General features: G+C 54.8%; 23 protein-coding genes. 11 read left to right on the forward strand and 12 right to left on the reverse strand.

From position 1 onward, the window contains the following. Nucleotide 1 precedes the first annotated feature (1 nt). The 4 genes from pdhA to AC2FNV_RS17060 are packed head-to-tail and all read left to right on the forward strand — an operon-like array spanning nt 2 to nt 4,238. A complete protein-coding gene (gene pdhA / locus AC2FNV_RS17045) occupies nt 2-1,066 on the forward strand; it encodes a pyruvate dehydrogenase (acetyl-transferring) E1 component subunit alpha (RefSeq protein ID WP_170608748.1) in 1,065 nt (354 codons plus the stop codon). Further along, nucleotides 1,059-2,039: an alpha-ketoacid dehydrogenase subunit beta gene (locus tag AC2FNV_RS17050; protein ID WP_170608747.1), complete on the forward strand. Its 981-nt coding sequence runs from the start codon at nt 1,059-1,061 to the stop codon at nt 2,037-2,039. The genes pdhA and AC2FNV_RS17050 overlap by 8 nt, the downstream gene beginning before the upstream one ends. Then, nucleotides 2,036-3,121 carry a dihydrolipoamide acetyltransferase family protein gene (locus AC2FNV_RS17055; RefSeq protein ID WP_170608746.1) on the forward strand — a complete coding sequence of 362 codons (1,086 nt, stop codon included), beginning with the start codon at nt 2,036-2,038 and terminating at the stop codon, nt 3,119-3,121. The genes AC2FNV_RS17050 and AC2FNV_RS17055 overlap by 4 nt, the downstream gene beginning before the upstream one ends. Before the next feature lie 4 nt (nt 3,122-3,125). Next, nucleotides 3,126-4,238: a Glu/Leu/Phe/Val family dehydrogenase gene (locus AC2FNV_RS17060; protein ID WP_170608745.1), complete on the forward strand. Its 1,113-nt coding sequence runs from the start codon at nt 3,126-3,128 to the stop codon at nt 4,236-4,238. Here AC2FNV_RS17060 and AC2FNV_RS17065 read toward each other — a convergent pair. Further along, entirely contained in the window at nt 4,235-6,895 is a 2,661-nt protein-coding gene (locus tag AC2FNV_RS17065; RefSeq protein WP_170608744.1) for a cation-translocating P-type ATPase, read from the reverse strand. The genes AC2FNV_RS17060 and AC2FNV_RS17065 overlap by 4 nt on opposite strands. 543 nt (nt 6,896-7,438) lie before the next feature. Here AC2FNV_RS17065 and AC2FNV_RS17070 point away from each other — a divergent pair. Beyond that, entirely contained in the window at nt 7,439-9,229 is a 1,791-nt protein-coding gene (locus tag AC2FNV_RS17070) for a PHA/PHB synthase family protein (protein ID WP_170608743.1), read from the forward strand. Nucleotides 9,230-9,431: 202 nt separating this feature from the next. Further along, nucleotides 9,432-10,625, forward strand: a complete 1,194-nt coding sequence (locus tag AC2FNV_RS17075) for a pyridoxal phosphate-dependent aminotransferase (protein WP_170611149.1) — start codon at nt 9,432-9,434, stop codon at nt 10,623-10,625. 274 nt (nt 10,626-10,899) lie between these two features. On the opposite strand, the gene AC2FNV_RS17080 is transcribed toward AC2FNV_RS17075, so the two are convergent. Further along, on the reverse strand, nt 10,900-11,370 hold the full coding sequence (locus AC2FNV_RS17080) for a baeRF12 domain-containing protein (RefSeq protein WP_170608741.1): 471 nt from the start codon (nt 11,368-11,370) through the stop codon (nt 10,900-10,902). Between the two features lie 211 nt (nt 11,371-11,581). Here AC2FNV_RS17080 and ppsA point away from each other — a divergent pair, with 211 nt between their 5' ends. Beyond that, nucleotides 11,582-13,960: a phosphoenolpyruvate synthase gene (gene ppsA / locus AC2FNV_RS17085; RefSeq protein ID WP_170611154.1), complete on the forward strand. Its 2,379-nt coding sequence runs from the start codon at nt 11,582-11,584 to the stop codon at nt 13,958-13,960. On the opposite strand, the gene AC2FNV_RS17090 is transcribed toward ppsA, so the two are convergent. Continuing rightward, entirely contained in the window at nt 13,867-14,508 is a 642-nt protein-coding gene (locus AC2FNV_RS17090) for a PfkB family carbohydrate kinase (protein ID WP_496773967.1), read from the reverse strand. The genes ppsA and AC2FNV_RS17090 overlap by 94 nt on opposite strands. 6 nt (nt 14,509-14,514) lie before the next feature. Between AC2FNV_RS17090 and AC2FNV_RS17095 the strand changes: the two genes are divergently transcribed. Beyond that, entirely contained in the window at nt 14,515-14,868 is a 354-nt protein-coding gene (locus AC2FNV_RS17095; protein WP_496773969.1) for a hypothetical protein, read from the forward strand. A 129-nt stretch (nt 14,869-14,997) separates the two neighbouring features. On the opposite strand, the gene AC2FNV_RS17100 is transcribed toward AC2FNV_RS17095, so the two are convergent. The 6 genes from AC2FNV_RS17100 to AC2FNV_RS17125 all read right to left on the reverse strand — a co-directional run bounded on the left by AC2FNV_RS17100 (nt 14,998) and on the right by AC2FNV_RS17125 (nt 18,159). After that, nucleotides 14,998-15,369, reverse strand: coding sequence for a hypothetical protein (locus AC2FNV_RS17100; protein ID WP_170608738.1), 372 nt, complete (start codon nt 15,367-15,369; stop codon nt 14,998-15,000). A gap of 231 nt (nt 15,370-15,600) precedes the next feature. Next, complete coding sequence (locus AC2FNV_RS17105) at nt 15,601-15,846, reverse strand: acyl carrier protein (RefSeq protein ID WP_170608737.1); 246 nt, start codon at nt 15,844-15,846, stop codon at nt 15,601-15,603. Beyond that, a complete protein-coding gene (locus tag AC2FNV_RS17110) occupies nt 15,843-16,406 on the reverse strand; it encodes a 2-oxo acid dehydrogenase subunit E2 (RefSeq protein ID WP_254442658.1) in 564 nt (187 codons plus the stop codon). Before AC2FNV_RS17110 ends, AC2FNV_RS17105 begins: the two co-directional genes overlap by 4 nt. Nucleotides 16,407-16,592: 186 nt before the next feature. Continuing rightward, the gene (locus AC2FNV_RS17115; RefSeq protein ID WP_170608735.1) at nt 16,593-16,859 is read right to left on the reverse strand and encodes a hypothetical protein; all 267 of its coding nucleotides are present in this window, start codon (nt 16,857-16,859) and stop codon (nt 16,593-16,595) included. 494 nt (nt 16,860-17,353) lie between these two features. Next, a complete protein-coding gene (locus tag AC2FNV_RS17120) occupies nt 17,354-17,788 on the reverse strand; it encodes a DsrE family protein (RefSeq protein ID WP_170608734.1) in 435 nt (144 codons plus the stop codon). Nucleotides 17,789-17,901: 113 nt separating this feature from the next. Continuing rightward, the gene (locus tag AC2FNV_RS17125) at nt 17,902-18,159 is read right to left on the reverse strand and encodes a helix-turn-helix domain-containing protein (protein WP_170608733.1); all 258 of its coding nucleotides are present in this window, start codon (nt 18,157-18,159) and stop codon (nt 17,902-17,904) included. A gap of 246 nt (nt 18,160-18,405) precedes the next feature. On the opposite strand from AC2FNV_RS17125, the gene AC2FNV_RS17130 reads away from it, so the two are divergent. Beyond that, nucleotides 18,406-19,701, forward strand: coding sequence for a sulfite oxidase (locus AC2FNV_RS17130; RefSeq protein ID WP_170608732.1), 1,296 nt, complete (start codon nt 18,406-18,408; stop codon nt 19,699-19,701). A 56-nt stretch (nt 19,702-19,757) separates the two neighbouring features. Further along, complete coding sequence (locus AC2FNV_RS17135; RefSeq protein ID WP_170608731.1) at nt 19,758-20,465, forward strand: c-type cytochrome; 708 nt, start codon at nt 19,758-19,760, stop codon at nt 20,463-20,465. Nucleotides 20,466-20,473: 8 nt separating this feature from the next. Here the strand turns inward: AC2FNV_RS17135 and AC2FNV_RS17140 are convergent, their stop codons facing one another. Then, nucleotides 20,474-21,181 (reverse strand): anti-sigma factor, encoded by a 708-nt coding sequence (locus AC2FNV_RS17140; RefSeq protein WP_170608730.1) that lies wholly within the window; start codon nt 21,179-21,181, stop codon nt 20,474-20,476. Between the two features lie 2 nt (nt 21,182-21,183). Then, nucleotides 21,184-21,684 carry an RNA polymerase sigma factor gene (locus AC2FNV_RS17145; protein ID WP_170608729.1) on the reverse strand — a complete coding sequence of 167 codons (501 nt, stop codon included), beginning with the start codon at nt 21,682-21,684 and terminating at the stop codon, nt 21,184-21,186. 228 nt (nt 21,685-21,912) lie between these two features. On the opposite strand from AC2FNV_RS17145, the gene AC2FNV_RS17150 reads away from it, so the two are divergent. Beyond that, nucleotides 21,913-22,860, forward strand: a complete 948-nt coding sequence (locus tag AC2FNV_RS17150) for a 1-phosphofructokinase family hexose kinase (RefSeq protein ID WP_170608728.1) — start codon at nt 21,913-21,915, stop codon at nt 22,858-22,860. 353 nt (nt 22,861-23,213) lie between these two features. Here the strand turns inward: AC2FNV_RS17150 and AC2FNV_RS17155 are convergent, their stop codons facing one another. Next, complete coding sequence (locus AC2FNV_RS17155) at nt 23,214-25,865, reverse strand: erythromycin esterase family protein (protein WP_170608727.1); 2,652 nt, start codon at nt 25,863-25,865, stop codon at nt 23,214-23,216. Between the last annotated feature and the right edge of the window lie 328 nt (nt 25,866-26,193).

The following is a 26,193-nucleotide window of genomic DNA, read 5'->3' on the forward strand; positions in this document are numbered from 1 at the left end:
CATGGTCGATCGCGTACAAATCAAGGTTCCTGAACCGCTGCGGTTTGTCGCGCCCGGAGGGGAAGTCATTGGCGTCCTGCCCGATTTTGCCCAAGACCACAACACATTGGTGAGTATGTATCGAGCGATGGTACTGACCCGAGCCTTCGACACTAAGGCGATCGCGCTGCAACGTACTGGGCGGTTGGGCACCTATGGCTCCAGCTTGGGGCAAGAGGCGGTTGGTATTGGCAGCGCACTAGCGATGCGGGCTGAGGACGTTTTCCTGCCTTCTTTCCGAGAGCACGGCGCGCAGATGCTGCGTGGCGTGCCCCTGGAAGGACTGTTTCTGTTCTGGGGTGGTGACGAACGTGGCAATGCCTTTGCCGAGGCGGTGCAAGATTTTCCGGTTTGTATCCCAGTCGCTTCACAATTCCCCCATGCCGCAGGAGTGGCATTGGCAATGGCGCAGCGTGGCGAGCCGCGGGTGGCGGTGGCAGTGGCTGGCGACGGCGCTACGTCAAAGGGAGATTTTTACGAAGCGCTGAACCTTGTTGGAGTGTGGCGCTTGCCGGCGGTGTTCGTGATCAATAACAACCAATGGGCAATTTCCGTCAGACGCACCGATCAGAGCGCGGCTCAGACACTGGCACAAAAGGCAGTAGCGGCGGGTGTGCCTGGGACAATCGTTGATGGCAACGATGTGATTGCTGTCCGCGCAGCCGTCGCCGAAGCGGTAGATAACGCGCGGGTCGGGAAAGGCGGCTGCCTGATCGAATGCCAGACCTATCGGTTAGGCGATCACACTACCGCGGACGACGCCAGCCGTTATCGCGATGACGAAGAGGTCAGCCCGCATTGGCAAGAAGAACCTATTGCCAGGCTGCGAAAGCTTCTCGTCGCGGATCATGGCTGGAGCAGACAGGAAGAAAAGGCGCTCTTGCAGGACTCCGATACTCGCGTCAATGCCGCGGCCGAAGCCTATCTGGCCATTGAACCAGAACCCGCTCGGGCAATGTTCGATCACCTCTACGCTGAGTTGCCCGTCGATCTGGCTTTTCAAGCCGAGGACGTCACCAATGGCTGAACTTACTATGATCGAGGCCATACGGCTAGCACTTGGTCGGGCGTTGCAAGACAACCCCGAGGTGATCATCTTTGGAGAGGATGTAGGCATCGATGGCGGTGTTTTTCGCGCCACCGACGGGCTGATCCAGCGCCACGGCGCGGCTCGGGTGCGCGACACGCCCCTATCCGAAACTGTGATCGCTGGCGTGGCAGTGGGTGCAGCGGCGCAGGGGCTGCGGCCAGTGGCCGAAATCCAGTTTATGGGCTTCATCTATTCCGCCATCGACCAGTTGGTCAATCATGCCGCAAGACTGCGTAATCGCACTAGAGGGCGACTGAGTTGCCCGATGGTGTTGCGTGCGCCTTATGGCGGCGGCATTAAGGCTCCCGAGCACCATTCCGAAAGCATGGAGGCAATGCTGGCGCATATCCCCGGGCTGCGGGTGGTAATTCCTAGTTCACCCGCTCGAGCCTATGGCCTGTTACTGGCAGCGATCCAAGACCCTGACCCAGTCGTGTTTTTAGAGCCGAAGCGGCTCTACCGCGCGTTTTCGGAGCCAGTCGAGGATGACGGAGAGGCGTTGCCGCTCGACAACGCCTTTAGTTTGCGCGCGGGCGGTGATCTGACCCTGATCACATGGGGTGCCTGTTGCACAGATGTAATAGAAGCCGCCAAGCAGCTCTCTAGTGAGGGTGTCGAGGCCGAGGTGATCGACTTGGCGACCCTGAAACCTTATGACCGCGCCGCGGTGCACGCTTCTGTAGAAAAGACCGGACGCTGTGTGATCGTTCATGAAGCACCGATGATTGGCGGGTTTGGTGCCGAGGTAGCCGCCGATTTGGCGGAACATCGCCTGACCAGCCTTCTGGCGCCGGTTCGACGGGTTACTGGGTATGACACCATAACTCCGTATTCTCGGCTCGAAGATCATTTCTTTCCCGACGTCGCCCGCATCTTGACCGCCGCCCGGGAAACTATGGAGTTTGCATGAGCATATTTTACTTACCCGATCTTGGAGAGGGTCTGAAAGAGGCGGAAGTTGTCGCTTGGCATGTGGCTGCAGGCGATCATGTGATTGCCGACCAGCCATTAGTATCAGTCGAGACCGACAAGGCGGTGATCGAAGTGCCCTCGCCCCTTAGCGGCACCGTGTCCCGGCTCATGGCGAAAACCGGCGATGTCGTGCCAGTCGGGGGAGCTTTGGTAATGTTCAACAGCGAACTGGCTACAGACAAGGGTGCTATCGTGGGTGAGATCGATGCTGCGGCACCAAAACCCAAACCTACACCGAAAGAACCCAGTGCGGACACAGCGACTCCGGTCAAAGCCAGCCCGGCGGTGCGCAAGTTAGCAGCCGAGCACAAGGTTGATCTGGCGATGGTGACAGGCACCGGTCCCGGCGGTGCGATCCAGTCTGCCGATGTATTAACCGCCATCGATGGCTTGGGCGAAGCGCTGCACGGGCCGCGCCGAGTCATGGCCCGGAAGATGGAGCGCTCTGGCACAAGCGTAGTGCCCGCGACCGTTATGGATCATGCCGACATATCCGCCTGGGCAAAGGAAGCCAATGCGACGCAGCAGCTAATTTGCGCCATTACCGCTGCATGCGCCGCGGAACCCGCGCTGAACGCCTGGTTCGACGGTAAACGTCGACAATTGCACGCGCATGTGGACTTGGCCATAGCTATGGACACGCCCGATGGTTTATTCGCCCCGGTGCTGCGCAGTGTCGAAACCCCTCGTGATCTGGCGCCCGAATTAGCAGCGCTCAAAGCCTCGGTCCACGACCGGACCATCGCTCCAAATGCGATGACCGATGCCACAATAACACTTTCGAATTTCGGTATGATCGGTGGTGAACATGCGGTGCTGGTGGTCGTCCCGCCCCAAGTTGCTATCCTCGGCGCCGGTCGCATCGGTACTCGCATCATCATGAAGGACGGTAGGCCACAGGAACAGCAGCTGCTGCCCCTGTCGCTCAGCTTCGACCACCGCGCCGTCACAGGTGGCGAGGCGGCGCGCTTTCTTGCAACGGTGCGAGCCCGATTGGAAACGCCCTCGGAAAAGGGATGATGCAGTGAGCGAGATATTCGCATTGTGCGACGATTTAGGTCCACAAAAGATCATTCACCTGCATAATTTTCAAGCAAGTTTGCAGGCAATCGTGGTTGTCGACAACATTGCTGCTGGACCCTCGATCGGCGGGGTTCGCATGGCACCTGACGTAACCCTAGCGGAATGTGCCGGACTGGCCCGAGCGATGACGCTGAAGAACGCCGCCGCTGGTTTGCAGCATGGCGGTGGAAAGGCGGTGATTTCTGCAGACCCGGCCATGCCGGCTGCAGCAAAACAAGCGCTGATGCGCGCTTTTTCCCAGGCAATCATGCAGATTGAAGACTACATCCCCGGCCCTGACATGGGCACCAACGAAACCTGCATGGGTTGGGTTGCCGACGAGATTGGCCGCGCTGTCGGCCTGCCACGGGTTCTGGGTGGTATTCCGTTGGATGAAATCGGCGCCACCGGTTTTGGACTCGCTGCAGCCGCCGAAGTGGCTCTGGATTATTGCGACCTCGACCTTGAAGGTGCGCGGGTGGCGGTTCAGGGCTTTGGCGCGGTCGGCCAAAACGCGGCGCGGTTCCTAACCGAAAAAGGCGCAAACTTGGTCGCTGTCTCTGACAGTCATGGCAGCCTGGTGGACGCAGGCGGCTTGCCGCTGGCCGAATTAAGGGAATTGAAAAGCGCGGGAGAAAGCGTGACTGCGCTTACCGGCGGTAAAGTATTGCCTGATCCCACAGCGGTTATCGGAGTCGATTGTGATATTTTGATTCCTGCCGCGCGCCCCGGTGCCATCCATGCAAGGAATGTCGACAGCATCAAAGCCCGGTTGATTCTGGAAGGCGCAAACATCCCAGCAAGTGCCGAGATCGAAGTTCAGCTTCATAACCGACGAGTGCTCGTAGTACCGGACTTCATCGCCAATGCCGGCGGGGTAATTTGCGCCTCGATTGAGTATCACGGCGGGTCCGAAGCGCAAGCCATGCAAACTATAGCAGGGAAGATCCGACACAACACTCGCGTGGTACTGGAGGTGATGCGCGAAAATCGAGTTCCGCCGCGACAGGCGGCCTTAGATATTGCGCACTCAAGGGTGCGCGACGCGATGGCAATGCGCCGCAACTTTGTCTAGATGCCTAGAGCGCGGGTCAGTTTAAGCCACAGCGAGCCTCCGATCAGCGGGAACAAACTCGTCCCCGCCGCTAAGACAAATTCTTCGAACGATAGCGAGGAAAGTTGCAGTACCCCTGCCACCGAAGGCAATTGAAATGCAGCCGTAAGCAGAGCCAGGCACAAGAGCAGTGCAGAAAAGACCCAAGGGTTTTTCGAAACCGAATTGATCAGCAGTCCTTCTCCGCGTTCCCGCATATTGAAAACGTGCCAAAGTTGCCCCAACGCCAGTGTTAGAAAGGCCACTGTCACCGCTTCGTGCACCGGAAGCGCAAGATGGATCAGCGCCAACCAATACGCGCCCAGAGTGGCAACCGTGATCAGAAGGCCAAATACCGCGATATCGATCCATTGCGGACGGCCGACGATCGGATCCTGTGGGTCGCGCGGCGGCCGTTTCATTACGTTGCGATCACCCTCTCCCAGACCCAAGGCAAATGCGGGGAACACATCGGTGACGATATTGAGAAACAGAATTTGCAACGGCACCAACGGCGCGGGAAGACCAGCGGCTATAGCAAGCCCGACTATCAGGATTTCGCTGAAATTGCATGACATTAGATAGACCACGAAGCGGCGAATGTTCCCAAATATCACGCGACCCTGCCACATCGCTGCGACGATCGAGGCGAATGCATCATCCTTAAGCACAACATCGGCTGCATCGCGCGCCACTTGAGTTCCACGTTGACCCATGGCGATGCCGATATCGGATTTCTTAAGTGCAGGAGCGTCGTTAACACCGTCGCCGGTCATAGCCACCACGTGGCCCTGATTCTGGTAATATTCGACCAGCCGCAGCTTGGTTTCGGGCGCCACCCTCGCGAATACGTTCGTCTCAGCCAGTTGACGGCACAACACCTTGCCGACCTTGCCTTTTTTCAGTTCTTGCAGCGACTGCTCGGACATTGCGACAATGCGGCCATCCACACCCAGCCCGGCCTGAGCCGCGATCTCGGTTGCAGTGGCTATATGGTCGCCGGTCATCATCACCACTCGCACGCCGGCGCTCAGGCATTCCGCGATCGCCGCCGGTACATCCGGTCGCAGAGGGTCCAGCAATTTAACGAGACCGACAAACGTCGGTTGCTCAAGTAGCGGCTCCTCTACGCTGTCGCTATACTTGTACGCAAGGCCGATCAGGCGATAGCCGGCCCCAGCCGCCGCCTCGATCCGGTCCAGCCATTGCTGCCGCTGGGCCTCGGTCAGAGGCTGAGGGCCGGTCGCGGTCAGCACCGCGATCGAGCTTTCCAATACAGCCTCGGGAGCCCCCTTGACCGCGACGAAATAGCGACCTTCAGCGCTGTGCTGAGTCGCCATCATCTTGAAGGCTGGGTCGTATGGATGCTTTCCAACCTCGGGCCGGTCGTCGGGGTCGAGATCGGGGCGTACCCCCAATAGCGCCGCTACGTCCAACAGCGCCAGTTCCAGCGGATCCCCAATGCCGTCCTGACCGCTGTGGGTTAGTTCCGCAGTGTTGCAGAGCGCCCCTATTTCCAGCGCCATGCGCAAGTCCGGTGCATCGGCCACGTTTCGTACTAAATTCTCGGTAGTCAGATCGCGATCTTCTAATAGAAAGCCCGCTACCGTCATCTGGTTTTCGGTTAGGGTGCCGGTCTTGTCTGTCAGGATCATTGTAGTTGCGCCTAAGGTCTCGACCGCTGACAGACGTTCTATTAACGTGTTGCGCCGGGCCATCCGCAGCATGCCGCGCGCCAGCGCTAGAGTAGCAACAACGGGCAAGCCCTCAGGCACTGCCGCTACAGCGAGCGCTATCGCGGTCTCAGTCATCGCGACCATCCCGAGGCCGCGCATGAACCCAATCAGCCCGATCAACCCTGATAAGACGATAGTAATCAGCACTAATGCCTGACCCAGCTTGTCGAGACGTTTCTCTAGCGGGTTCGCCGCTGCTTCCGCGGTTTGGGCCAGGGTAGCAATCCGACCTATTTCCGTCTCGGCACCGACCAAGGCGACGACGCCGATACCGGCGCCACGCGTCACCGCTGTACCTTTGAAGGCGATATTTGTTCGATCTGCGACCAGAGTATCAGGGACCAGCCGCTGCGACGTTTTCGTAACGGGAGCCGACTCCCCAGTCAAAGCGCTTTCGTTGCATTGTAAATTCTCAACCTTGATCAACCGCAAGTCGGCAGGCACCACATCTCCAGCTTCGAGGATCACCACGTCGCCCGGGGTGACCTTGGCTACCTGCAGCAACACCGATTCTCCGTCCCGCCGCACTCGGGTGGTGAACGCGGTCAGTTGAAACAGTGCCTCCATCGACCGCAGCGCTTTCCAGCTGGTGAAAAAGCCTATAGCGGTGTTGATAGCCAAAACGCAGAAGATCGCAATCGCTTCAGGGTAGTCGGAAACCATCATTGACAGCACCGCGGCCGCAGTCAGAAGCCAAACAATCACGCTGCGGAACTGATCAAGTAGAAGCGTCAGCACTGTAGTACGTTTCGCTCGTTCCAGTTGGTTTTCGCCATAGATCTTCTGTCGGCGCGCCGCCTCTTCCGCACTCAGCCCGCGCTCCAGATCAACTTCCAGCAAAGCAAGTGCGCCCGCGCTGTCCTGGGCGTGAACCTGTCCCCTTGTCCGGGGGTCTAAATTCATCGGCGGCTCCTTGCTGCAAACTACCGTTTGGCTCACTGGAATCGGGGCCGATCCGGCCAAAGGTGGATTCAACGCACCTTTGCTAAACGCTGAAAGACCGGCTCTATCAGGTTCCCACCGCTGGGACTTCCACGCAACCTGAAAACGTGCTGCTACCTCAGCATGAGTCTAGTTCTTCACACAATGCCCTTTTGCGGACGAAAGCAAAGTCCGCCGAGCGGTCATTTTAAAGAAACAGATCTAGTTGCTGCAGCTAGCCCAAAGTGGTTGTATGTTTGGAGGGAGCGATTGCGCTCGATGCGAACGACTTTTTTTCTGCCCAAGACAGTTAGGCATCAGACCTTCGCATGCCGCTCAGCGGCGAACAAAGCCCCGCGTAAAAATCGGATACTACCAGCATTCATTTGCGAAAATTGGTTTGCTAGGCTGGAAAAATCATGTTGACAGCTTGGCCACTAATGACATGGGTCAACGTCGCGACCTGTATCTTTCTCTAAAGCTTGGTCAACTCTCAGGACCTGGGAATAGGAAAGGGTGCAGACAATGGCCAAAAAGATTAAGTATCAAAAAGGCAACCGCCATGCATCTAAAATCTCTGACGGAACTGAATTCCGTGAGGTGACGAGTGACCACCCACATCAATTGCTGGATCGCACGTTACGCGCCGGTCTTGCGCAATCTACAGGAGGCGTTTCACCCTATTCGATCTTCTCAGCGTGGAATGATTGGGCTTTGCACCTCAGCCGGTCACCGGGTAGGCAACTCGAATTGATGGAACGCGCGCATAAAGACGCAGTGAAGCTGTTGGTTGAAGCATCTGCGAAACCATCCCAGCCCTTGTTTGCATCGCAACCACAAGATCACCGTTTCGATCACCCCGCTTGGGAACACCAGCCCTTCCAGTTTTGGAAGCAGAGTTTTCTGGCGATGCAGGACTGGTGGGATGCTGCTACGGAACCAATGCCGGGCTTGGGCAAGCGAGACGTAGATCGGATACGTTTCCAAGTGCGTCAGATGTTAGACTTGGTGTCGCCGTCAAACTTTCCTTTTTCGAACCCTGAAATCATTGAAGAAACGGTTCGGAAGCTAGGCATGAACCTAGTAGAGGGTGCTCAGCACTGCGCCGAGGATTGGATCCAAACGATGACTCAAGCCCACAAGCCCGCGCCTGAAGGCTTTGAAATCGGAAAAGACCTGGCTTGCACGCAAGGAAAAGTCGTTTTTCAAAATGATCTGTTCGAACTGATACAATACACTCCGCAAACTGAGAAAGTGCACCCTGAACCGCTCCTTTTTGTGCCCGCCTGGATCATGAAATACTACATTCTCGATCTTTCGCCGCAAAATTCGATGGTCAAGTATTTGGTGGATCAAGGGTTTACAGTATTCATGATCTCGTGGTGCAATCCAACAGCGGACCAAGCCCAGTTGTGCCTTGAAGACTATCGCAAAAAAGGCTTCATGGCCGCTTTGGATGTTATCAACGGGATCGTTCCGGGACAAAAAGTGCACGCAAACGGCTATTGTCTCGGCGGCACGTTATTGGCTCTCGCGGCGTGCCTGATGGCACGCGACGGTGATGACCGACTAGCCTCACTCACCTTGATGGCAGCACAGATAGACTTCGCGGAGGCTGGAGAACTATTGCTCTTCGTGGATGAAAGTCAGGTCTCTTTCATCGAAGATTTGATGTGGACGCAAGGGTATCTTGACCGACCTCAGATGACCCGAACTTTTGCGACCATACGCGCCAAAGACCTGATCTACTCGCGCGCGGTCAAACGCTACTTTCTTGGGCAAAAGGATCTACAATCAGACATTCTGGTTTGGAATGGCGACACCACTCGCATGCCGGCGCGTATGCACTCGGAGTACCTGCGGGGCCTGTTTCTTGAAAATCGGCTCACCGCGGGTCGATTTGCCGTCGAAGGCAGAGTCATTGCTCTTAAAGACATCTCAGTTCCAATGTTTGTCGTTGGCACGGAAGCTGACCACATTGCGCCATGGCGGTCTGTCTACAAAACACGTTTGTTCACCGATTGTGATTTGACCTTCGTTCTCACCAATGCAGGACATAACGGCGGGATTTTAAGTGAGCCGGGACACTCGGGAAGGCATTATCGCGTGGGACGCCGAAAGCGAGGCGGTCTCTATGTCGACCCAGATAGTTGGCTTGAAAGCCACCATCCAGTTAACGGATCATGGTGGCCAGAGTTGGTAAAATGGTTGCGGAAAAGATCAACTGACGCCATGCTGCCCTCAAATCTGTTTCATAAAACTCGGCCTCGGCGCCCCTATGCCGATGCTCCAGGCGAATACGTTTTTCAATGCTAATCCGGCAAGCATGCCTTTGTCCTTTGCGTTTGCTGAGCGGACGTCCGGTCATTCAAAAGGTACTCATAGACGAGCCCGAAACAGTCTTAGACATGCCAGAGAACCAGCTTTTTCGAAGAATCCGCAGAACCCGAAAACTAACACTTGAGTTTACTGGTGTATTCAAGACAGAGAATCTTTCTATGATCTACAGAGAGCGTCCATGAGTGCGCAAAGAAAACAGTTTGAACTTATCTCGAGCAGATCACGCCGCCTAGCGATGTCGGCGATCAAGGAAATGTCTATTCTGAGCGCCAAAGTTTCTGGAGCAGCATCGCTTGCTTGGGGATTGCCTTCTTTTCGCACACCTTCCTACATTCGCGAGAGCGTAGCGCGGGAACTGGAACGTGATCCCACGATGGGCATGTACACTTTGCCTGCCGGTTTACCGGAACTTCGCACGGCCGTTGCACATGAGCATGAACGTCGAACAGGAATACGAGTCGATCCAGAACGAAATGTGACGATCACCTCAGGCAATATGGAAGCGTTGAACAGCCTTCTACACGTTCTGGTCGAAGCCGGAGACGAAGTGATCGTGACGGACCCAGGTTTTGTATCTCATATAAGTCAGATCGAGTTTTGCGGCGGAACGCCTGTGTTCTGGTCTATGCATGAGGATAAAGGCTGGGAACTGGACGTCGATGCGCTCGAAAAACTGATTGGGCCCCAAACCAAAGCCATAGTACTGGTCTCCCCTTCTAACCCAACGGGTCGGATCATTAAGGAACACACTTTGCGCCGCACTGCAAAGATTGCTGCCCGGCACGGTGTATTGATTATTCTCGACGACCCTTACAGCCTATTCACTTACGAAAACAAAACGACATTCTTTAACCTGGCCTCGGCGCGAGAACATGTTGAAAACCTAGTATACCTCTTCACTTTTTCAAAAGCCTACGCGATGAGTGGGTGGAGAGTAGGCTACATGATCGCTCCCGAAGTGATTTGCGGTGAGGTAGCCAAGGTGCATGACCTTACAATGATTTGTACGCCACGGATTTCTCAGGTTGGCGCTTTGGCGGCCTTGTCTTCGGAGCCAACCCACTTGCAAGACTTTGAGACGCGGCTGGATCGCAGGCGGGAACTGATCTGTGATCGGCTGGATGCTGTGTCCCATATTTTCGATTACGCGCGGCCCGAAGGGGCGTACTACGTTTTCCCTCGCCTTCGCGGGTCGCAAGTGGAAGATGTAATGTTTTCACATGAACTGCTACGCGACGCGAAGGTCACCGTAACGCCGGGCAGCGCATTTGGCCCTTCTGGCTCAGGTCACGTTCGGATGGCATACTGTGTAGCTGAGGATGTGATAAACCTCGCGTTTGACCGTATCGAGAAACACTATGGCTATTCTTGAAAAACTTGATCGAGTTGTTTTTCTGAATGATGGAAGATGTTCTGGTTTATGGCTCTGCCATTGTGGAGTGTTCAACTCAGACTGCCTTACATGCGTTTGAGCGCAAACTACGCAAAAGGTCTATCATTTTCTGTTTTGTTGGATCGTACCATTCTACTCCGCTCCGGAATACGTAACCCCAAGAGCGTTGCAGAACGATTTATTCTGGTACGATCGTCACAATAAACGATTTCTTAAAGGGAATTTACCAGCGCGCGAGCAAATTTAAACTTTGTCACAGGCTGTTAAGCAAGCCCTTCTGAATTTCCGACAATGGCATTTCGGCAAGTTCTTTCGCCACTTCATCGCGGATGAGTTGTCGAAGATCATGATCCATGTTCTGACGCAGAATTCCAAGAAAATTTGGTGGTGCAGCGATTATTAGCCCCCCTATTGGATTTTTACGGTGTCGTTCACCCAGAGCCGAAACGATACTTACTGCGAATGCTTCTGCACGCTTCGCTTCGACGTCGGTTGCTTCCATGGCGCTGCGAGAACTACCAGAGACTGCCGCGGCGCCACCATCAAACCTTCGGCCGGGTCGATCAGGGTTGCCAACCTCGCCCGCATGTTTGGGTCGCTCGATGCTTTTTTCGGTTTGCAATACCGGTTGCGCGACCGCCCCAGTGTTTTTGAGAAGCAGCGCTTTCTTTGAATCGCAAACCAGAACAACGACGTCTTCAGGTACTCGCAAGATTTTCGACACGGGCAAACCTCCATCATCTTGGGCCTTACAGCCTCGTCAGACGAAGCATTGTTAAACAATGCGCAAGACGATGCATTGATCTACGTCAGTTCTGGCTTGTTCACATAGCTTTCGTCTAGGTTTTCCGATTGCATTTCTCGGATGCTGACATGGATCAAAACTCGCTTGAATAGAGATGTTACAGTTTCGAAGTTTCCAAGAGGAGGGGATCATGTCCAATCGGGACGGCTACGTTATCGGCTTTGAGCACGTTATGCACACCGACACCGATATAGTCGGAGGAAAGAATGCCTCTCTAGGGGAAATGGTTCGCACCTTGGGTCAGAAGGGCATAAAGGTACCACCCGGCTTTGCGACGACTGCAGGTGCATTTCGGGATTTCATCGAACGCAATGAACTGGAGATCCAAATCGCGCGCGACTTGCAAAGACTTGCCATTGGTAAAGTCTCGTTAAGCGATGCCGGAAAATCCATCCGGAACGCGATAAGAAACGGCGACTGGCCGGACGAAACTGCACAAGAAATCCGCTCGCACTATCGGCGCCTCAGCGATGCGCTCGGGCAGAAGAACGTCGCGGTCGCCGTGCGTTCCAGCGCGACTGCAGAAGACTTGCCCGACGCGAGTTTTGCCGGTCAGCAGGAAACGTTCTTAAACGTTTGTGGGGAAAACGCTTTGCTGGAAGCCTGCCGCAATTGTTACGCTTCACTGTATACGGACCGCGCAATCTCTTACAGGCAAACCAAAGGATTCGAGCATCAGAAAGTGGCCCTGTCTGTTGGTGTCCAACAAATGGTCAACGCCGGAAAAGGCGGATCCGGAGTGATGTTTTCCATCGATACAGAGACGGGTTTCCCGAATGCTGTGCTAATAAATGCGGCGTGGGGTCTCGGCGAAACCGTTGTCCAAGGCGCGGTCGACCCTGATGAGTACCAGATATTCAAGCCGTTTCTAAACGATCGGGCGCTATGTCCGATTCTGGAGAAAAAGTGCGGACGAAAGGAAATCAAGATGATCCTCGACGCCAGCGGGGACGCGCGAACCGTGGCCACATCCACTGCGGAGCGGGAAAAATACGTTCTAAGCGACAGCGAAATCCTGGAACTGGCTCGCCAGGCAAGCATTATTGAAGAACATTACGGCCAGCCGATGGACATGGAATGGGCCCGCGACGGCGATACCGGCGAGATGTTCATCGTGCAGGCCAGACCGGAGACAGTCCAATCCCGCCGCGATTTGCCTGCGCTTAGAACTTATGCCGTTGAAGCGCCCGGCGAGGCACTGACGACCGGGCTGAGCGTAGGCGATGCCGCCGTAAGCGGGCGGATCAATATCATCAAGAGCGCTAGGGACATCGACAACTTTGTCGATGGTTCCATACTGGTGACATCAACAACCGATCCGGACTGGGTGCCGGTTATGAAACGGGCGGCAGCGATCGTCACCGATCATGGGGGCAGGACGTCACACGCCGCGATCATCAGCCGCGAGCTTGGACTACCGGCAGTGGTCGGATGCGGGGACGCAACCCATGTGCTGCATGATGCACAAGAAGTGACTGTTTCGTGTGCTGGCGGAGAGACCGGCACAGTCACAGAAGGCCTGTCAAAGATTACCGTGACCGAAGACACAATAGACGACCTGCCGGACACGCGTACCGATGTCATGATGAACTTGGCAAACCCGTCTGCTGCATTCAGATGGTGGCGCTTGCCCGTAAGGGGTGTTGGACTTGCGCGCATGGAGTTTGTGATAAATTCAACCGTCCGCGTACATCCGATGGCACTTGTTCATCCGGAACGGGTGGCGGACAGCAACGCGCTGGACGAGATTGAACGGCTTACACACTCATATGACAGCAAAGAGGAATTCTTTGTCGAACGGCTCTCACGCGGATTGTCTCGGATTGCCGCCTTCTGCCATCCGAAACCGGTCATAGTGCGCATGAGCGATTTCAAGACGAATGAATACGCAGATCTGTTGGGGGGTCGTTCCTTCGAGCCCAGCGAAGCAAATCCAATGATCGGTTTTCGGGGCGCATCGCGGTACTACTCTGAGCACTATAGGGAGGGGTTCGCGTTAGAATGCCGGGCAATCGACCGTCTGCGGCGCAAGATTGGCTTTCAAAACGTGATTGTCATGATCCCCTTTTGCCGAACCCCAGCGGAGGCCGACCGGGTTCTCAGGGTCATGGGCGAAAACGGACTGGAACGCGGCACCGGCGGTTTGGAAGTCTACGTGATGTGCGAGATCCCTTCGAACGTTGTGTGCGCCGCAGAGTTTGCGAAGCGCTTCGATGGATTCTCGATCGGGTCCAACGATCTGACACAACTGACACTGGGCATCGACAGAGACTCTGAAGACTTGTCCGAGCTATTCCGTGAGGATGACCCCGCAGTGCTCTGGATGATCGAAACCGTTGTTCGCAAGGCACATGATGCAGGTGTCAAAGTTGGCTTTTGCGGGCAAGCGCCAAGCAATGACCCGGCCTACGCGCGTCAATTGGTGAAGTTGGGGATCGATAGTATTTCGGTGACACCGGACAGTTTCATAAAGGTACTCCATAATGTCGCGAATGCGGAAATTGGCTGACTCATGGAACTTCGACCTGGCACATTGGAAGAAGCGCCAGAAAATCTTTTTCCTTGCATAGCCCCGTACCCTCTGTCGCCATTGTTGCGGAAGAGGCAGACCCCCCCCCACCGCAACGCATCTCGCAAACCATCTCCACGTTGCAATGCAAGGGTGAGCCCCCCAATGAAAGCGTCGCCTGCCCCGACTTTACTGACGACAGGAAGCTTTGGGGTCCGGCATATGTATAGCGTCGCGGAGGTCACGAGCAGCGATCCTTCCGCACCAAGACCCATCACCCGCGTTTCTGCCACGACCCGCGTAATCATGTTGGTTAGAAACCCGATGCTCTCCTGCAGATCTGCAAGCGGCCGCATCGCGGCGCGTTCAGCTTCCCTTTGGTCGAACCGCAGAACATGAAGAGGAGCAATAGGCTCGGAAATCAACCGTTGCAGCGCGCCCTTGGAGGTATCAACGACGAGCCTGTGTGTAATTCCTTCAAGAGCGGTACGGACTTTCTCTGGAAAACGATCGGCAAGACCGGGCGCGACGCCACCACTTAGTACCACTAATCCATGGCGCGGGGCTTGCGAAACGATTTCCTCTATCAGACGCTCGCCGATATCTCCCGTCAGCGTGTCTCCGGGAAGGCTGAACCGGTATTGTTCACCGCTGCTCTAGTCCGTCACAGCGAAGCTCAGTCGAGTTTCGCCGCCGACGTCCATTGCATGAAGCGGAACACACTCGGCTTCAAGCAAAGTGCACAGTTTCTGGCCGCTAGCGCCACCTGTCGCGACCAACGCCTTTGCCCGTCCACCAAGCATGCGTATGGCTCTGGCTACATTGACGCCACCGCCCCCGGATCGACCCTCGGTGCTTTGCAGTATAGCTTCGGACCCGGAACGACAGCCTCAATGGAAGTGGCATAATCCACTGCTGTGTTAAGAGTTATGGTGAGAATTTCATCCAAAATGCACGCACGAAAATTGGAGATATCAGCCCGTTTTTATCCCGCTACTCATTTCCTTGCCCAAGCTCAATCGGCGGTCGAAAGCGATTCAATCCGGGTGTAATGACATTGCAAGCCGCATGGTCGCGGCAAGTATGGCTTGGGACAAGACAGGTGAACTGCCGATACCAATCGCGGCGTCATTGTCCCTGGCATCGCTTTCCCGCAGCGAACATCTCCAGTGTCCATCTCTTTCATTGGCTCGACCGTGAATATTCACCGACCAGTTCGGAAAAGCCACATCTGCAATATGTATTGCCTGCTCTGCGCCTGCCACATCCTGTGCGGAAAGGCCTGCAAGGCTCTCTTGGCCTGAAAACAGGAAAGTTAGACCGTGGGCAACTCCATCGAAGTCAGCTACAGACAAATCTGATCTGGTCTCAAGTTCTTCGATTAGGGTCGAAAGTTCCGGATCTTTCATGTTTGTCTCTCCTTTTGAGCACCGTTTCATAAACCTGTGAAGAAGTTACGTCTCAATAGAAACTCAGCGGCAAGGTTTGGTTCTTTTTAGCAGAATGCGCCTAGTGCTTCCTTGATCAAACGCAAATGATGCGAATCGTGAGCCACTGGCCGCCATTATGTCTGCCGATTTTGTTGAATACTGCTGAATGATGGCTGACCGCTACATTGCGACCACTCAAACTACTTGTTCTTAGGTAAGTTTTGAAAAGATATAAGCTGCTGCAGACGGCAAGGTTGAAAGCTTCGGGTAATCGACTTCCGGAATATCCACTCCTACACGGCTATGCAAAGCCGTGACCAAATTCAGGACGTCCATCGAATCCAAACCAAGGTCATCTTGAAGGTGATCATTATCGTCAATGTCGTCCGGCGCGATGTCGGGCGCGATCCTTACGAGTTCTTCAACAAACGCGACGCGGATTTCTTCTTCGGTCATAGTTTCTCCGGTTCAAACACAGCTGTGATGAACGCTGCAATTAACTGGGCGGCCTGACGGCCATCACTCACGCGGTGGTCAGCGCTCAAGGTCAAGGTCACAACGCGACGTGGAACAATCTCGCCTGAGACCACCCAAGGCCTGACCTGAGGGGCTCCAAGACACACCAGCGCCACCTGGGGAGGAAAGATAACACCGGTCATTGCTTCAGCGCCATCTTCACTGAGACTGGAGACGGTTATCGTACCTTCCGTCATCTCAGAATTTCGAAGCCTGCCTGCACGGGCACGGCCAACAAGATCCCGCATGCCGCGCATGGTTTCCTGCAATGTCATTTCATCCGCGCCAATTAGCGCCGGTACCACTAGTCCACCTCCGCACAAAGCCATCGCGACGCCTATATTCACGGTCTCCGCAGGCAGAAATTGGCCATTTTCATAATGACCGTTCATTACGCCGACTGCCTTGGCGGCATGTACCGCAGCAAGCACAAATAGTGCTCCTATGAGAATGCGCTCCGACGGCGGCACACCCTCATTATGTGCGGCAAGCCGATCCATCGCAGGCTGCACGTCAATTTGCTGGGAAAGATAGAAGTGTGGAATTTACCGTTTGGACCGTGTCATGGCCGACCCGATCGCCTACCGCATGCTCTCTGAAGCGACCAGTGGTTTGTTCGGCCTATGGATCGGTTCCCCGGACGCAGCAGCCTCGACATTAGAGAGAACAATGCGCCCGCCGGGGAACTAACCCTTGATCTCTCCCAAGTTGACGTTACGGTTTCGTGCCCTGCGGCGCGCCGCGGGTGACGCAGCGACCGTTTCCGGGTGTGGCACTACCACTTGGGATTTACTCGGGGCCATCGGCATTCTTTTTCCCGGTGTTTTTGGTACTGTTTCCGTCTGCGGGCTTTGAGGGGCTTGCTTGTCGGCTTCGGCCAAATCGTCGCCCTTTGCGCGGATGCGGGCGAGAGGGGTTCCAACGGGGAGTTTATCGCCGGTTTCTACCAGCAATGCCTCAACTGTACCTTCCTCGAAACACTCGATCTCGATGGCGCCCTTCTCTACATGGTATGACGTCCTTCGGTGTTTCTGGCGACGCGGACAATCAATTCGACGTCGCAGCGGAAGTGCGCTGGCAATGGACAGACCGCACTGAACTGGCGCCGGGGGGCCCGATACCTAACGCTCGATTTTGATCAAGATGCAGTGTTAGTAGATTCTGGTTTGTATGGACCTTATGCCGCGATAAACTTCAACTTCTGACTGTCGCTTTTGGCTGTAGTGTGGATTTACCAGTCAGAGAAACATGCTCTTCAGAGCGTTTGCTTTCTGTTCGAAACTGGTTTGCATTGTAGTTGTTCAATGTGACTGGAAGGTTCGCTTTTGGTCATTACTAAATGGTATGCAACCGCCCTACTCCGCTCAAGCAAAGTTCTTCTGACAAGACCTGTGGTTGAGCCTTTGAACTCAGCGGTTGCTTAGAAGCCCTGTTTTAACGCTAGCCTTCAAGGCCGCACGTAGGCGTATCCCTGTTCCTGCAACTCAATCAAACGCACGACTCCAGAGGGTACAACTGACGCCTCGTCCATCAAAACTACGTCCTTTCCAGCTTTCTTGGACATCTTGCGGTGGGTATTTCCACATGCGGCAAAGGACAGGTTTTCAATTTCAAGGCTCATTGTCGAAATTCGATCTGCAACGGGTGATTTGTCAGGGATCAGCATGTTCAAGCCCGGTCCGTATGCAACCAACTCAATGACGACGTTGTCTCCTTGCTCCCCATAGTACTTGTTTACGTTGGCTGCATTGTTGAGCGCCATATTCATCACACCGGGGTCATTTTCGTTAACATGAATGGCAACATAGTGGGTGTTGCCCTCTGCAAATGCTCCAGTACAAATCGCCAGTGACAGCGCAGCGGCAGCAATAATACTTTTCATAGTTTTCTCCCGGATGTACAACGTCGGACTCACCAGTTTTTAGCAGGAAGCCCAGTCAGTTTTAAATTTGTTAGCGGCCATTTTTTGAACAAACCAGCCAACGAATGCCCAAGTTAGGTATCGGTTTCCTTGTTTTGGGAAATTCCTTCCTCAACGACGTCGGATAACGAACATTTCAGCGTGCTGCACAGCTTAGGTAGCTCTTCAGCGTACAGCCGAATTCTTCCGAGTTCCACCTGGTTAACTCTGGTCGAACTGTTGTGGCCCAATGACTCGGCAAGTTCACATTGTGTCAGACCAATTTTCCTTCTGAGCCGCCTTATGCGCTTGCCGATTTCAAGCCTAGTTTGATATGGCTCCTCACTATGCATGCAATTATTCGAATACTTGATTTTTTAATTGTCAATGTTTTTTTGCCGAATGCGAACGGCAAAACCGCAATAGTTCGCAAGTTTTTTGTACGTCGCGCAATGAATTCTTAACCAGGCCTTGCACAGCTTCTGATTGCGAGTTTCAAAAACCAATATTCAAAATGGAATAAAACATAACTCTCTCACGTTGGTTTCCGAAAGAAGGTGCAGATAAGCACATTTGTAGACAAGCATAGGGAGGATGATATGGCGCTTGATGACGACAATAATCGCAAAGTGGGACAGAAAGCTGCAGATCGGTCGGAGGTGGACGTCTCTCGGCACTTAGGCGATGCTACCGATCCGGGACGGCGAAGATTTCTCAAGAACACAGGCCTCGCGGGTATGGCTGCTGTCGTAGGGACGTCGATCCCCTTCCATGAAAATTTACCTTTGGGCTTCGTTCCAGCAGCTCACGCACAAGGAGATGTTCTCGTTGGTAAGGACGGCCTGACATTGCTGAATGATCGACCCGTCAATGCCGAAACGCCGCCGGAATTTTTGGATGATCCGATTACACCAACAAACCGTCACTTCATCCGTAACAATGGGTTGTTGCCGGATGATATGGATCCTGCAAGCTGGACCCTGACAGTTGATGGATTGGTCGATAACTCGATGGAATTGACGATCGCCGACCTAAAGTCGCAGTTCGAGGTCGTAACCATGGCGCTGACCATAGAATGCGGAGGCAATGGGCGCGCTTTCTTTGATCCGCCTGCAAAGGGTAACCAGTGGACATATGGCGCAGTGGCGTGCTCGGAATGGACAGGGGTACGCTTAAAAGATGTTCTTGAAAAAGCCGGTGTCCAATCGAACGTGGTTTACACCGCACATTACGGGGCCGACAGTCACCTGTCTGGAGACCCTGAGAAGTTACCAATCTCGCGCGGCGTTCCGATCGACAAAGCGATGACCGACAATATCCTCATTGCCTTCGAGATGAACGGTGAAGCGTTGCATCCGATGAACGGCGCTCCACTGCGTTTGGTGGTACCGGGTTGGCCAGGATCCTGTTCACAGAAGTGGCTTCGCCGGATCGAGCTCCGTGATCAGGTTCATGATGGACCGAAAATGACCGGGACATCCTACCGGGTGCCGGGCTATCCGGTCGCGGCAGGTGATGAAGTGCCAAAAGAGGCGTTTGAAATTATCGAACGGATGCCAGTGAAATCGCTTGTGACCTTCCCCGCAAATGCCGCGGATATTGGATTGTCTACCGAAGTGCGCGGACACGCTTGGTCTGGTGACCGAACGATCGACAGCGTTGAGATTTCGATTGATTTTGGCGCAACTTGGATGAAGGCGGAACTTGACGACCCTGCAAATTCCGGGGCTTGGCAGAATTTTCGGGCCAATGTTAGCCTCCCAGTGGCCGGATACTATGAGATATGGGCGCGGGCTACAGACAGTGATGGCGAGGCACAGCCACATGCCATCGACTGGAACCCGAAAGGCTATCTCAACAACACTATGCACCGGGTAGGTGTGCGAGCCAGCTAAACTCGACAGTTGGGGCGGCACGCAGCCGCCCCTTATCTCAAAAATAGGAGAACTACATGCGTCCCCGCTTTCTGGCGCTAGCTGTGCAGTGCCTTGGCCTTTTTTCTTCCCCCACCCTAGCCGACACGATTGAAGGCCTTGCGACAGCCAATCCCAAGAACGGTGCCAAGGTGTTCAAAAAATGCACGGCCTGCCACACGGTCGAACAGGGAGGCAAGAATAAGACCGGGCCGAACATTTATGGCATAGTTGGTGGCCCCGTTGCTGCTCGAGACGACTTCAAATACTCGAAGGCGCTGACGAACGTCGGCGGTGAATGGAATATTGAATTGCTGGATGCATTCTTCGAAGCGCCGCGCAAGGCTATAAAAGGAACGAAGATGAGCTTCGCCGGGCTCAAAAAACCCAGTGACCGGGCAGATTTGATTGCCTACCTCAATTCATTTTCTGACGCGCCGATCGAATTCGGTGCCGATACGGAAACAGCGGCAACTGAAGATACGGCAGAGGAGCCGGAATTCGGCATCCTGCATGTGGCCGAGGGCGTAGAGGAAACCTACTATTCTTGCACCGCTTGCCATTCGGAGATGATTGTAGCGCAGCAAGGTCTAACGCGAGCACACTGGGATGAAATGTTGGAATGGATGGTTGAGGAACAAGGTATGTCGGAGATCGACGAGCCTGATCGAACGGTCATCTTGGATTATTTGGCAACGCACTACAACGAAGACAGACCCAACTTTCCAGGCAAGGCAAACAAATAGTATTCTGATCAAGTGCAACGATTAGCTTTATTCGTTGCTTCTCGAAGTGCCAAGACAGTCGTTGGGAGAGTCGCTTTTCGCGTTTCTTCTTTGAGGTATTCTGATATCGCGACAAATTTTCCGTGATCCATGCCGCTTGCCAAAATTGCAAAATAGTTGTCGCCATAGTTCCACTGCTGAACCTGCATTTTTAAGTGCGATGGAACCTTAGCAGTGCTGGACATAGACAAAAAAGTAAGGCGGCAACCATTGCGGCCTGTGTAATGGGCTGCTGTTCCCACTTCTATAGTACGGGAAGCAACGAAAGTCAGATTTGCAGCGCCGAGATCTGGAAAGTGTGCAATCCCAGCAACCGTTTGCAGATCTCCGGATCCAAACGCGAAGGTTTGATCAAGAAACGCTTGGTGGATTTCATATACGCCCAACTCTTCGTCTGACAAAATAGTAAAGGCTATCCCAAGGATGAGGCAGGCCGCGACGGCACCGCCCGCGGCCCACTTCCGTAGACGCTTATTGGTCGGAGTAGTTGCTTTAGAAGCGGCAGTCCTTGGGCTTAATTTTTCTAAGCTGACAGACACCTGCTTGACACATTCAAGTGCAGCCGCAAGTTCCGGTTCGCTTCTCAATCGCCTCTTCAAAGACGCGGCACACTGCTTGTCCAACTCGCCGTCGTGGTAGGCGTTCACCAATTCCCAATCTTTATCACTCAGCGCCACTGTCACTTCCGTTTCTTCGCTATCGCGTCGCGGTCTTCAACACCAACCAACTTCAAAAGTGCGCGTCTTGCTCGACTCACGCGGCTCATCACAGTCCCTTTCGGAACGTCGATAACTATTGCAGCCTCCGCATATTTCAGGCCTGTCACGTCCACAAGAAATAAAATTTCTCTGAACTCAGGGCTGAGTTTTTCGAAAGCAAGACGCAAAAGGACATCCCTTTCCTGGTTCGATCCGTCAACCTCACTAGAAATACGTCCCTGCACCCGTGAATATTCCCTTCGTACCCTGTACTTTCTCAATTCATCGAAAAAAAGGTTTCGCACCACCCGGAACATCCATGGGCGCAGATCGTTAAGTTCGTCGGGCTTGTTGTCAGCTCTCAACGCTCTTTCTACCGCATCCTGGACAAGGTCTTCCGCTTCTACAGACGATTGGCAGATCGAATATGCGTAGGCCCTGATTTCCGGCAAGAGGATTTCGATTTTTGTCAGGGCAGCCATAGTTCGAGAATGCCTTAAGCTCTCGCGCAGGTCAAAGCCGCCAGAAAACAAACGTTCAGATCCGTCGTATAAACAAAAATATTTGCCAACTTACCCGCAGATCATGTGATATTTCCCTAGAGGCAGCTTTGGGCTCGAGGCAGTCATCCGACTATTTTACTCAGAGTACGGCTTCATCATGGTAAACTGCCATCGCGATAGTAACCACCGAAATTGGGGAAAACCCTCTTGCCCGAAATCCTGACGATCACCCTGAAGCCGGCTGTCGATTATGCAACCTCTACCAAACATGTAGAGCCCGGGCCCAAACTATATTGCGCGAAGCCGCGGATTGATCCGGGCGGTGGCGGCGTCAACGTCGCACGATCGATCATAAAATTGTGCGGAAGCGTCAGCGCTTTGGTCGTAGTTGGTGGAACAATGGGACATCGTCTACTTAGATTGCTGGAAGCGGAAAATGTTCCGACCGTTGAATGCCGGGTTGCCGGTGAAACGGGTTATAGCCTAGCGGTTACCGACGCGACATCGGGTGAGCAGTTTCGTTTCACGCTGCCCGGAGAACCGGTGAGTGAAAATGAAGCGCAGATGATCCTGGATCTGGTCTCAAAGACCGCGCCTCAGGAAGGCTTCGTCGTATTGAGTGGTGGCGCAGCTCACGGCCTTCCAGATGAATTTCCCTCAAAAGTGCAGGCGGTTGTATCGCGGTTCGATGGACGTTTGGTCGTTGACACGTCCAAGGCGCCGCTGTTGCACCTAATCAACTCACCCGCTTCCCCCTTAGACGTTCTAAGGCTTGACCGCAGCGAAATGGAAAAAGCGACCGGTCGCCCAATGCGGACAATCGCCGACAATCTCGCTTACTGCGAACACCTAATTGCGCGTGGCGTCGCGCGGATTGTGGTTTGCGGCCACGGCTCAGAGGGTTCTGTCATGGTTAATGGCAACCAAAAGTATTTTTGCAGTGCCCCCCAGGTACCGGTCCGCAGTAAGGTTGGCGCCGGGGATGCGCTGGTCGGCGCGTTCACACTATCGCTCGCGCGTGGAATCGCTCCCGAGCAAGCGCTGAGATGGGGAGTGGCGGCAGCCAGCGCGACTGTCAGCACCGAGGGAACCGCACTTTTCGAATGCGCAGATGCCGAACGCTTGCTGTCTGAATGTAGGCTGGAGCGGCTATAGGCCCTGGCCTTGCTGCGGAGCGGTACGCCATGGTCGATTACATGGCGACTTTGGGCTGGGACCGGCCAATCACCGCGCTCGATGTGAAAGACTGCTATGCGGACAAAACCGCCATTCCAAAAAATTGCCTCGGTTCCATTCTGGGGTTGCTTCGCACCATGAGGACCATTTTTGCAGAGAGCCAAAATTTACGCCGACAGATTGTTTTTTGGTCTTCGCCACAGAGATTTGGCTTGCAATGATGCGGAACAAGACCGCCCACGGCAGCGCCCAACCCGACCTTGGACCGCATGTATTCGAGGACTGCGGAGTCATATCTATGTGGCAGCACTGTCCGATAATCAGGGATCGTCTCACAGACCGAACGGGAAGGTATCCTTCGACCCAGGCACGGGTTCCGCAGGTAACGGCACCACAGCTTGTGTGCGGTCAAACCAGACATAACCGTCGTATTGAGACGAGAGGATCGCATGGCTGTAGTGGCTCCATCTCTCGGTCTCTGGCCGATAGATCACGCCGATGTACCGTTCAAGCCGCGGCTCTGACATTGCGGATCGGAGCGCCTCATTAACCCCGGGCCGCAGGTCGAGCAGAAAGCGCTCGCCCCCAGCGGAATGGCAGACCCCCTCATGGCTGTCAGGACGCGATGGACGCACTGCCTTGATCTCCATGGGGCCATCCCAGTCCGACGCGCAGGCCACCGTGCCGGTATGGGTTCCAAATCCGATGAGGGCGGTGTCTTCGCCCCATTCTTCACGACAAAGCTGGCCAATGTTGAACTCGCCTCGGTTCGCCCCCATGTCAGTGACCCTTGCGTCGCCGATGTGAGAATTGTGCGCCCAGACCACGGCCCTCGCGTCCGGTCCAACATGGTCCATTATCTGCTTCAAGGTTTGGAACATGTGCATGTCCCGCAAGTTCCAGCTTTCGGCCGAACCGTAGTACATCATTCGATAGTACTGCTCGGCACCGGCGACGACCCGGGCGTTCTGCACTGCATTGAACAAGTTGTCGCCATTGCGCCGCGCCTGAGAAAGCTCTCTTGTAAGTAAGTCAACTAAGACCCGCGTCACCGGCTCCTCGCACAGTGCGTGGCCACGGGACAAAGCTTCGCGACCATAGGCTGCGGGCTCGTTTGACCAAGGCGCAAGACATTCGTACCGCCGCCGCGCGAGCGCTGCGGCTGCAGGGTCGTGAGTGTCCAGATAAGACAAAACTTCCGCGATCGAGTTGAACATGCTGTAAATATCCAACCCTTGGAAACGAACGCGTTTCGCGTCTGGCAGCTTGGTGTTGTAAGCGCAAAGCCAAGAGATGAAGTCATCCACATCACGGTTGCGCCACATCCAAACAGGGAAACGCGAAAACGCAGATACGTTGCGGCTCCGCTCAGGCAACCCTCGTACGCGGCGATCAAGGACCGCGGCGTCAGGCCAATCTGCTTCAACAGCGACAATGTTGAAGCCATGCTCTTCGATTAGCCGACGCGTTATCGCTGCGCGGGCGCGGTAGAATTCCGATGTTCCGTGCGACGACTCTCCGAGCAAAACGACCCGAGCCGCGCCATAACGATCAAATGCTGTGCCGAAGTTCGGATTGTCCAACGCAGGCAAGGCCTCGCCTGCGGCGCGGACGACCTCATTCGGAGTGGCGGGCACCCGTTCCTCTGTCGGGGGAGGCACAAGAGGCGCCTCCGACTTGACCAAATAGTGCTGGAACCAGGCGCCAGCTATATCGGTAACTTTCTCCAACTCACCTGGCCCTTCAAACAGATGGCCAGCGCCCGGTACGATCCGCAATTGTTTTTCACAGCGCAGCTCTGCGAGGGAGCGGCGGTTGAGTTCCAGAACCTGAAAATCCTTGCCTCCAACAATTAGGAGTGTCGGCGCCATGACCTCGGAAAGCCGTTCCCCGGCGAGATCAGGACGACCCCCGCGGGATACTACAGCTGAAATACGCCCGCTCAGTTCGGCGGCAGCCAACAAAGCAGCACCCGCTCCTGTGCTCGCTCCAAACAGGCCAAGGGGCAGATCGCCCAGTTCCGGTTCCGATGCTATCCACAGATCTGCGTCAAGCAACCTCCCGGCCAAAAGAGGAATGTCAAAGACATTGCGTCGGTCCTCGGCCTCTTGCGCCGTCAGTAAGTCCATGAGCAATGTCGCAAAACCGAGCTCGTTCAGCCGTTCCGCGACTTCCCGGTTGCGCGGGCTCAGTCGGCTTGACCCGCTACCATGGGCAAATAGGATGACGCCACGCGGATCGGGTGGGACGACCAGATCACCCAGCAACCGCAAGGGAGAAATTTCAACGGTGCGGCTCAGTACCGGACCGTCCACGCTTGCTTGCTGAACAGTCCATGCCCGGCGTAAATAGCCGACAGTCTCTTCATCGCTGAGTTGGTGAAAATCGGCGTAGGCGCCACCAACACCACGGAACTGAGGGTCCGGGACCAAGCAGATCACTTCATCCGCAATCTCTTGAAGTCGAGGTATTTCCGAGGCGGGCGCGACGGGTATGGCCACCACCACTTTTTCAGCACCCCAGCGTTTCAGCGCGATCAGCGCAGCCTTCATTGTGGCTCCCGTTGCAAGACCGTCGTCTACAACGATCGCCGTCTTGCCTTCAACATCGGACCTGCCACGCTCGCCCAAGTACCTTTCACGACGGCGCTGCATTTCGGCTGCTTGCTGTTCGGTGGCCCTCTCCAGATATGCCTGATCGGCACCCGACCGACGCATCACCTCTTCGTTGATAACCCGCTCGGGTGGGTCCCCCTCAACGATTGCCGCAAGCGCGACCTCCGGATTGCGCGGCGCACCGATTTTTCTCACGAGGATCAGATCAAGCGGTGCACCAAGAGCTTCTGCGACTTCCGCAGCAACCGGCACGCCGCCGCGCGGCAATGCGAATACCACTGGTGCGTTAAAGCTCCGCTTAACCAGTTCTGCAGCAAGCCTGCGTCCAGCATCATCGCGGTTTGAGAATATTAAGCGCCCATCAGTCACAGCAGCCCCTCCCACAGATACTTCTTCGCGATGAAATCGGACTCCTTTTAGCAAAAAGTCGTCAACGGCTCTTTGATCGAACGCAAACAGGGCAAGCAGACGCGAAAGGCCCTAGCTAATCGGTAAAACTTTGTCCTCACGACTTCATTCCGATCATCAAATGCACCGCGTGCCGAGTGTCCCCCGGCGGATCGCTTTGTGTGAACCGACGGGGAAGCTTCTGTTCAGTTTTCGGATGATTACTTATCCCGAAGACTCGATTTTGATTTTCTTTGCTTTCGCCACCTGCTCGGGTGGTTTTGGAATCGTAACGGTCAGCACGCCGTCC

It is taken from the genome of Ruegeria sp. BHSA163 (assembly GCF_059613365.1).

What these genes read in the sequence shown, in the direction of transcription:
- pdhA (WP_170608748.1), top strand. Translation starts at nt 2, where the DNA reads ATGGTCGATCGCGTACAAATCAAGGTTCCTGAACCGCTGCGGTTTGTC.
- AC2FNV_RS17050 (WP_170608747.1), top strand. Translation starts at nt 1,059, where the DNA reads ATGGCTGAACTTACTATGATCGAGGCCATACGGCTAGCACTTGGTCGG.
- AC2FNV_RS17055 (WP_170608746.1), top strand. Translation starts at nt 2,036, where the DNA reads ATGAGCATATTTTACTTACCCGATCTTGGAGAGGGTCTGAAAGAGGCG.
- AC2FNV_RS17065 (WP_170608744.1), bottom strand. Translation starts at nt 6,895, where the DNA reads ATGAATTTAGACCCCCGGACAAGGGGACAGGTTCACGCCCAGGACAGC.
- AC2FNV_RS17070 (WP_170608743.1), top strand. Translation starts at nt 7,439, where the DNA reads ATGGCCAAAAAGATTAAGTATCAAAAAGGCAACCGCCATGCATCTAAA.
- AC2FNV_RS17075 (WP_170611149.1), top strand. Translation starts at nt 9,432, where the DNA reads ATGAGTGCGCAAAGAAAACAGTTTGAACTTATCTCGAGCAGATCACGC.
- ppsA (WP_170611154.1), top strand. Translation starts at nt 11,582, where the DNA reads ATGTCCAATCGGGACGGCTACGTTATCGGCTTTGAGCACGTTATGCAC.
- AC2FNV_RS17095 (WP_496773969.1), top strand. Translation starts at nt 14,515, where the DNA reads ATGGCGCGGGGCTTGCGAAACGATTTCCTCTATCAGACGCTCGCCGAT.
- AC2FNV_RS17100 (WP_170608738.1), bottom strand. Translation starts at nt 15,369, where the DNA reads ATGAAAGATCCGGAACTTTCGACCCTAATCGAAGAACTTGAGACCAGA.
- AC2FNV_RS17105 (WP_170608737.1), bottom strand. Translation starts at nt 15,846, where the DNA reads ATGACCGAAGAAGAAATCCGCGTCGCGTTTGTTGAAGAACTCGTAAGG.
- AC2FNV_RS17110 (WP_254442658.1), bottom strand. Translation starts at nt 16,406, where the DNA reads ATGGATCGGCTTGCCGCACATAATGAGGGTGTGCCGCCGTCGGAGCGC.
- AC2FNV_RS17120 (WP_170608734.1), bottom strand. Translation starts at nt 17,788, where the DNA reads ATGAAAAGTATTATTGCTGCCGCTGCGCTGTCACTGGCGATTTGTACT.
- AC2FNV_RS17125 (WP_170608733.1), bottom strand. Translation starts at nt 18,159, where the DNA reads ATGCATAGTGAGGAGCCATATCAAACTAGGCTTGAAATCGGCAAGCGC.
- AC2FNV_RS17130 (WP_170608732.1), top strand. Translation starts at nt 18,406, where the DNA reads ATGGCGCTTGATGACGACAATAATCGCAAAGTGGGACAGAAAGCTGCA.
- AC2FNV_RS17135 (WP_170608731.1), top strand. Translation starts at nt 19,758, where the DNA reads ATGCGTCCCCGCTTTCTGGCGCTAGCTGTGCAGTGCCTTGGCCTTTTT.
- AC2FNV_RS17145 (WP_170608729.1), bottom strand. Translation starts at nt 21,684, where the DNA reads ATGGCTGCCCTGACAAAAATCGAAATCCTCTTGCCGGAAATCAGGGCC.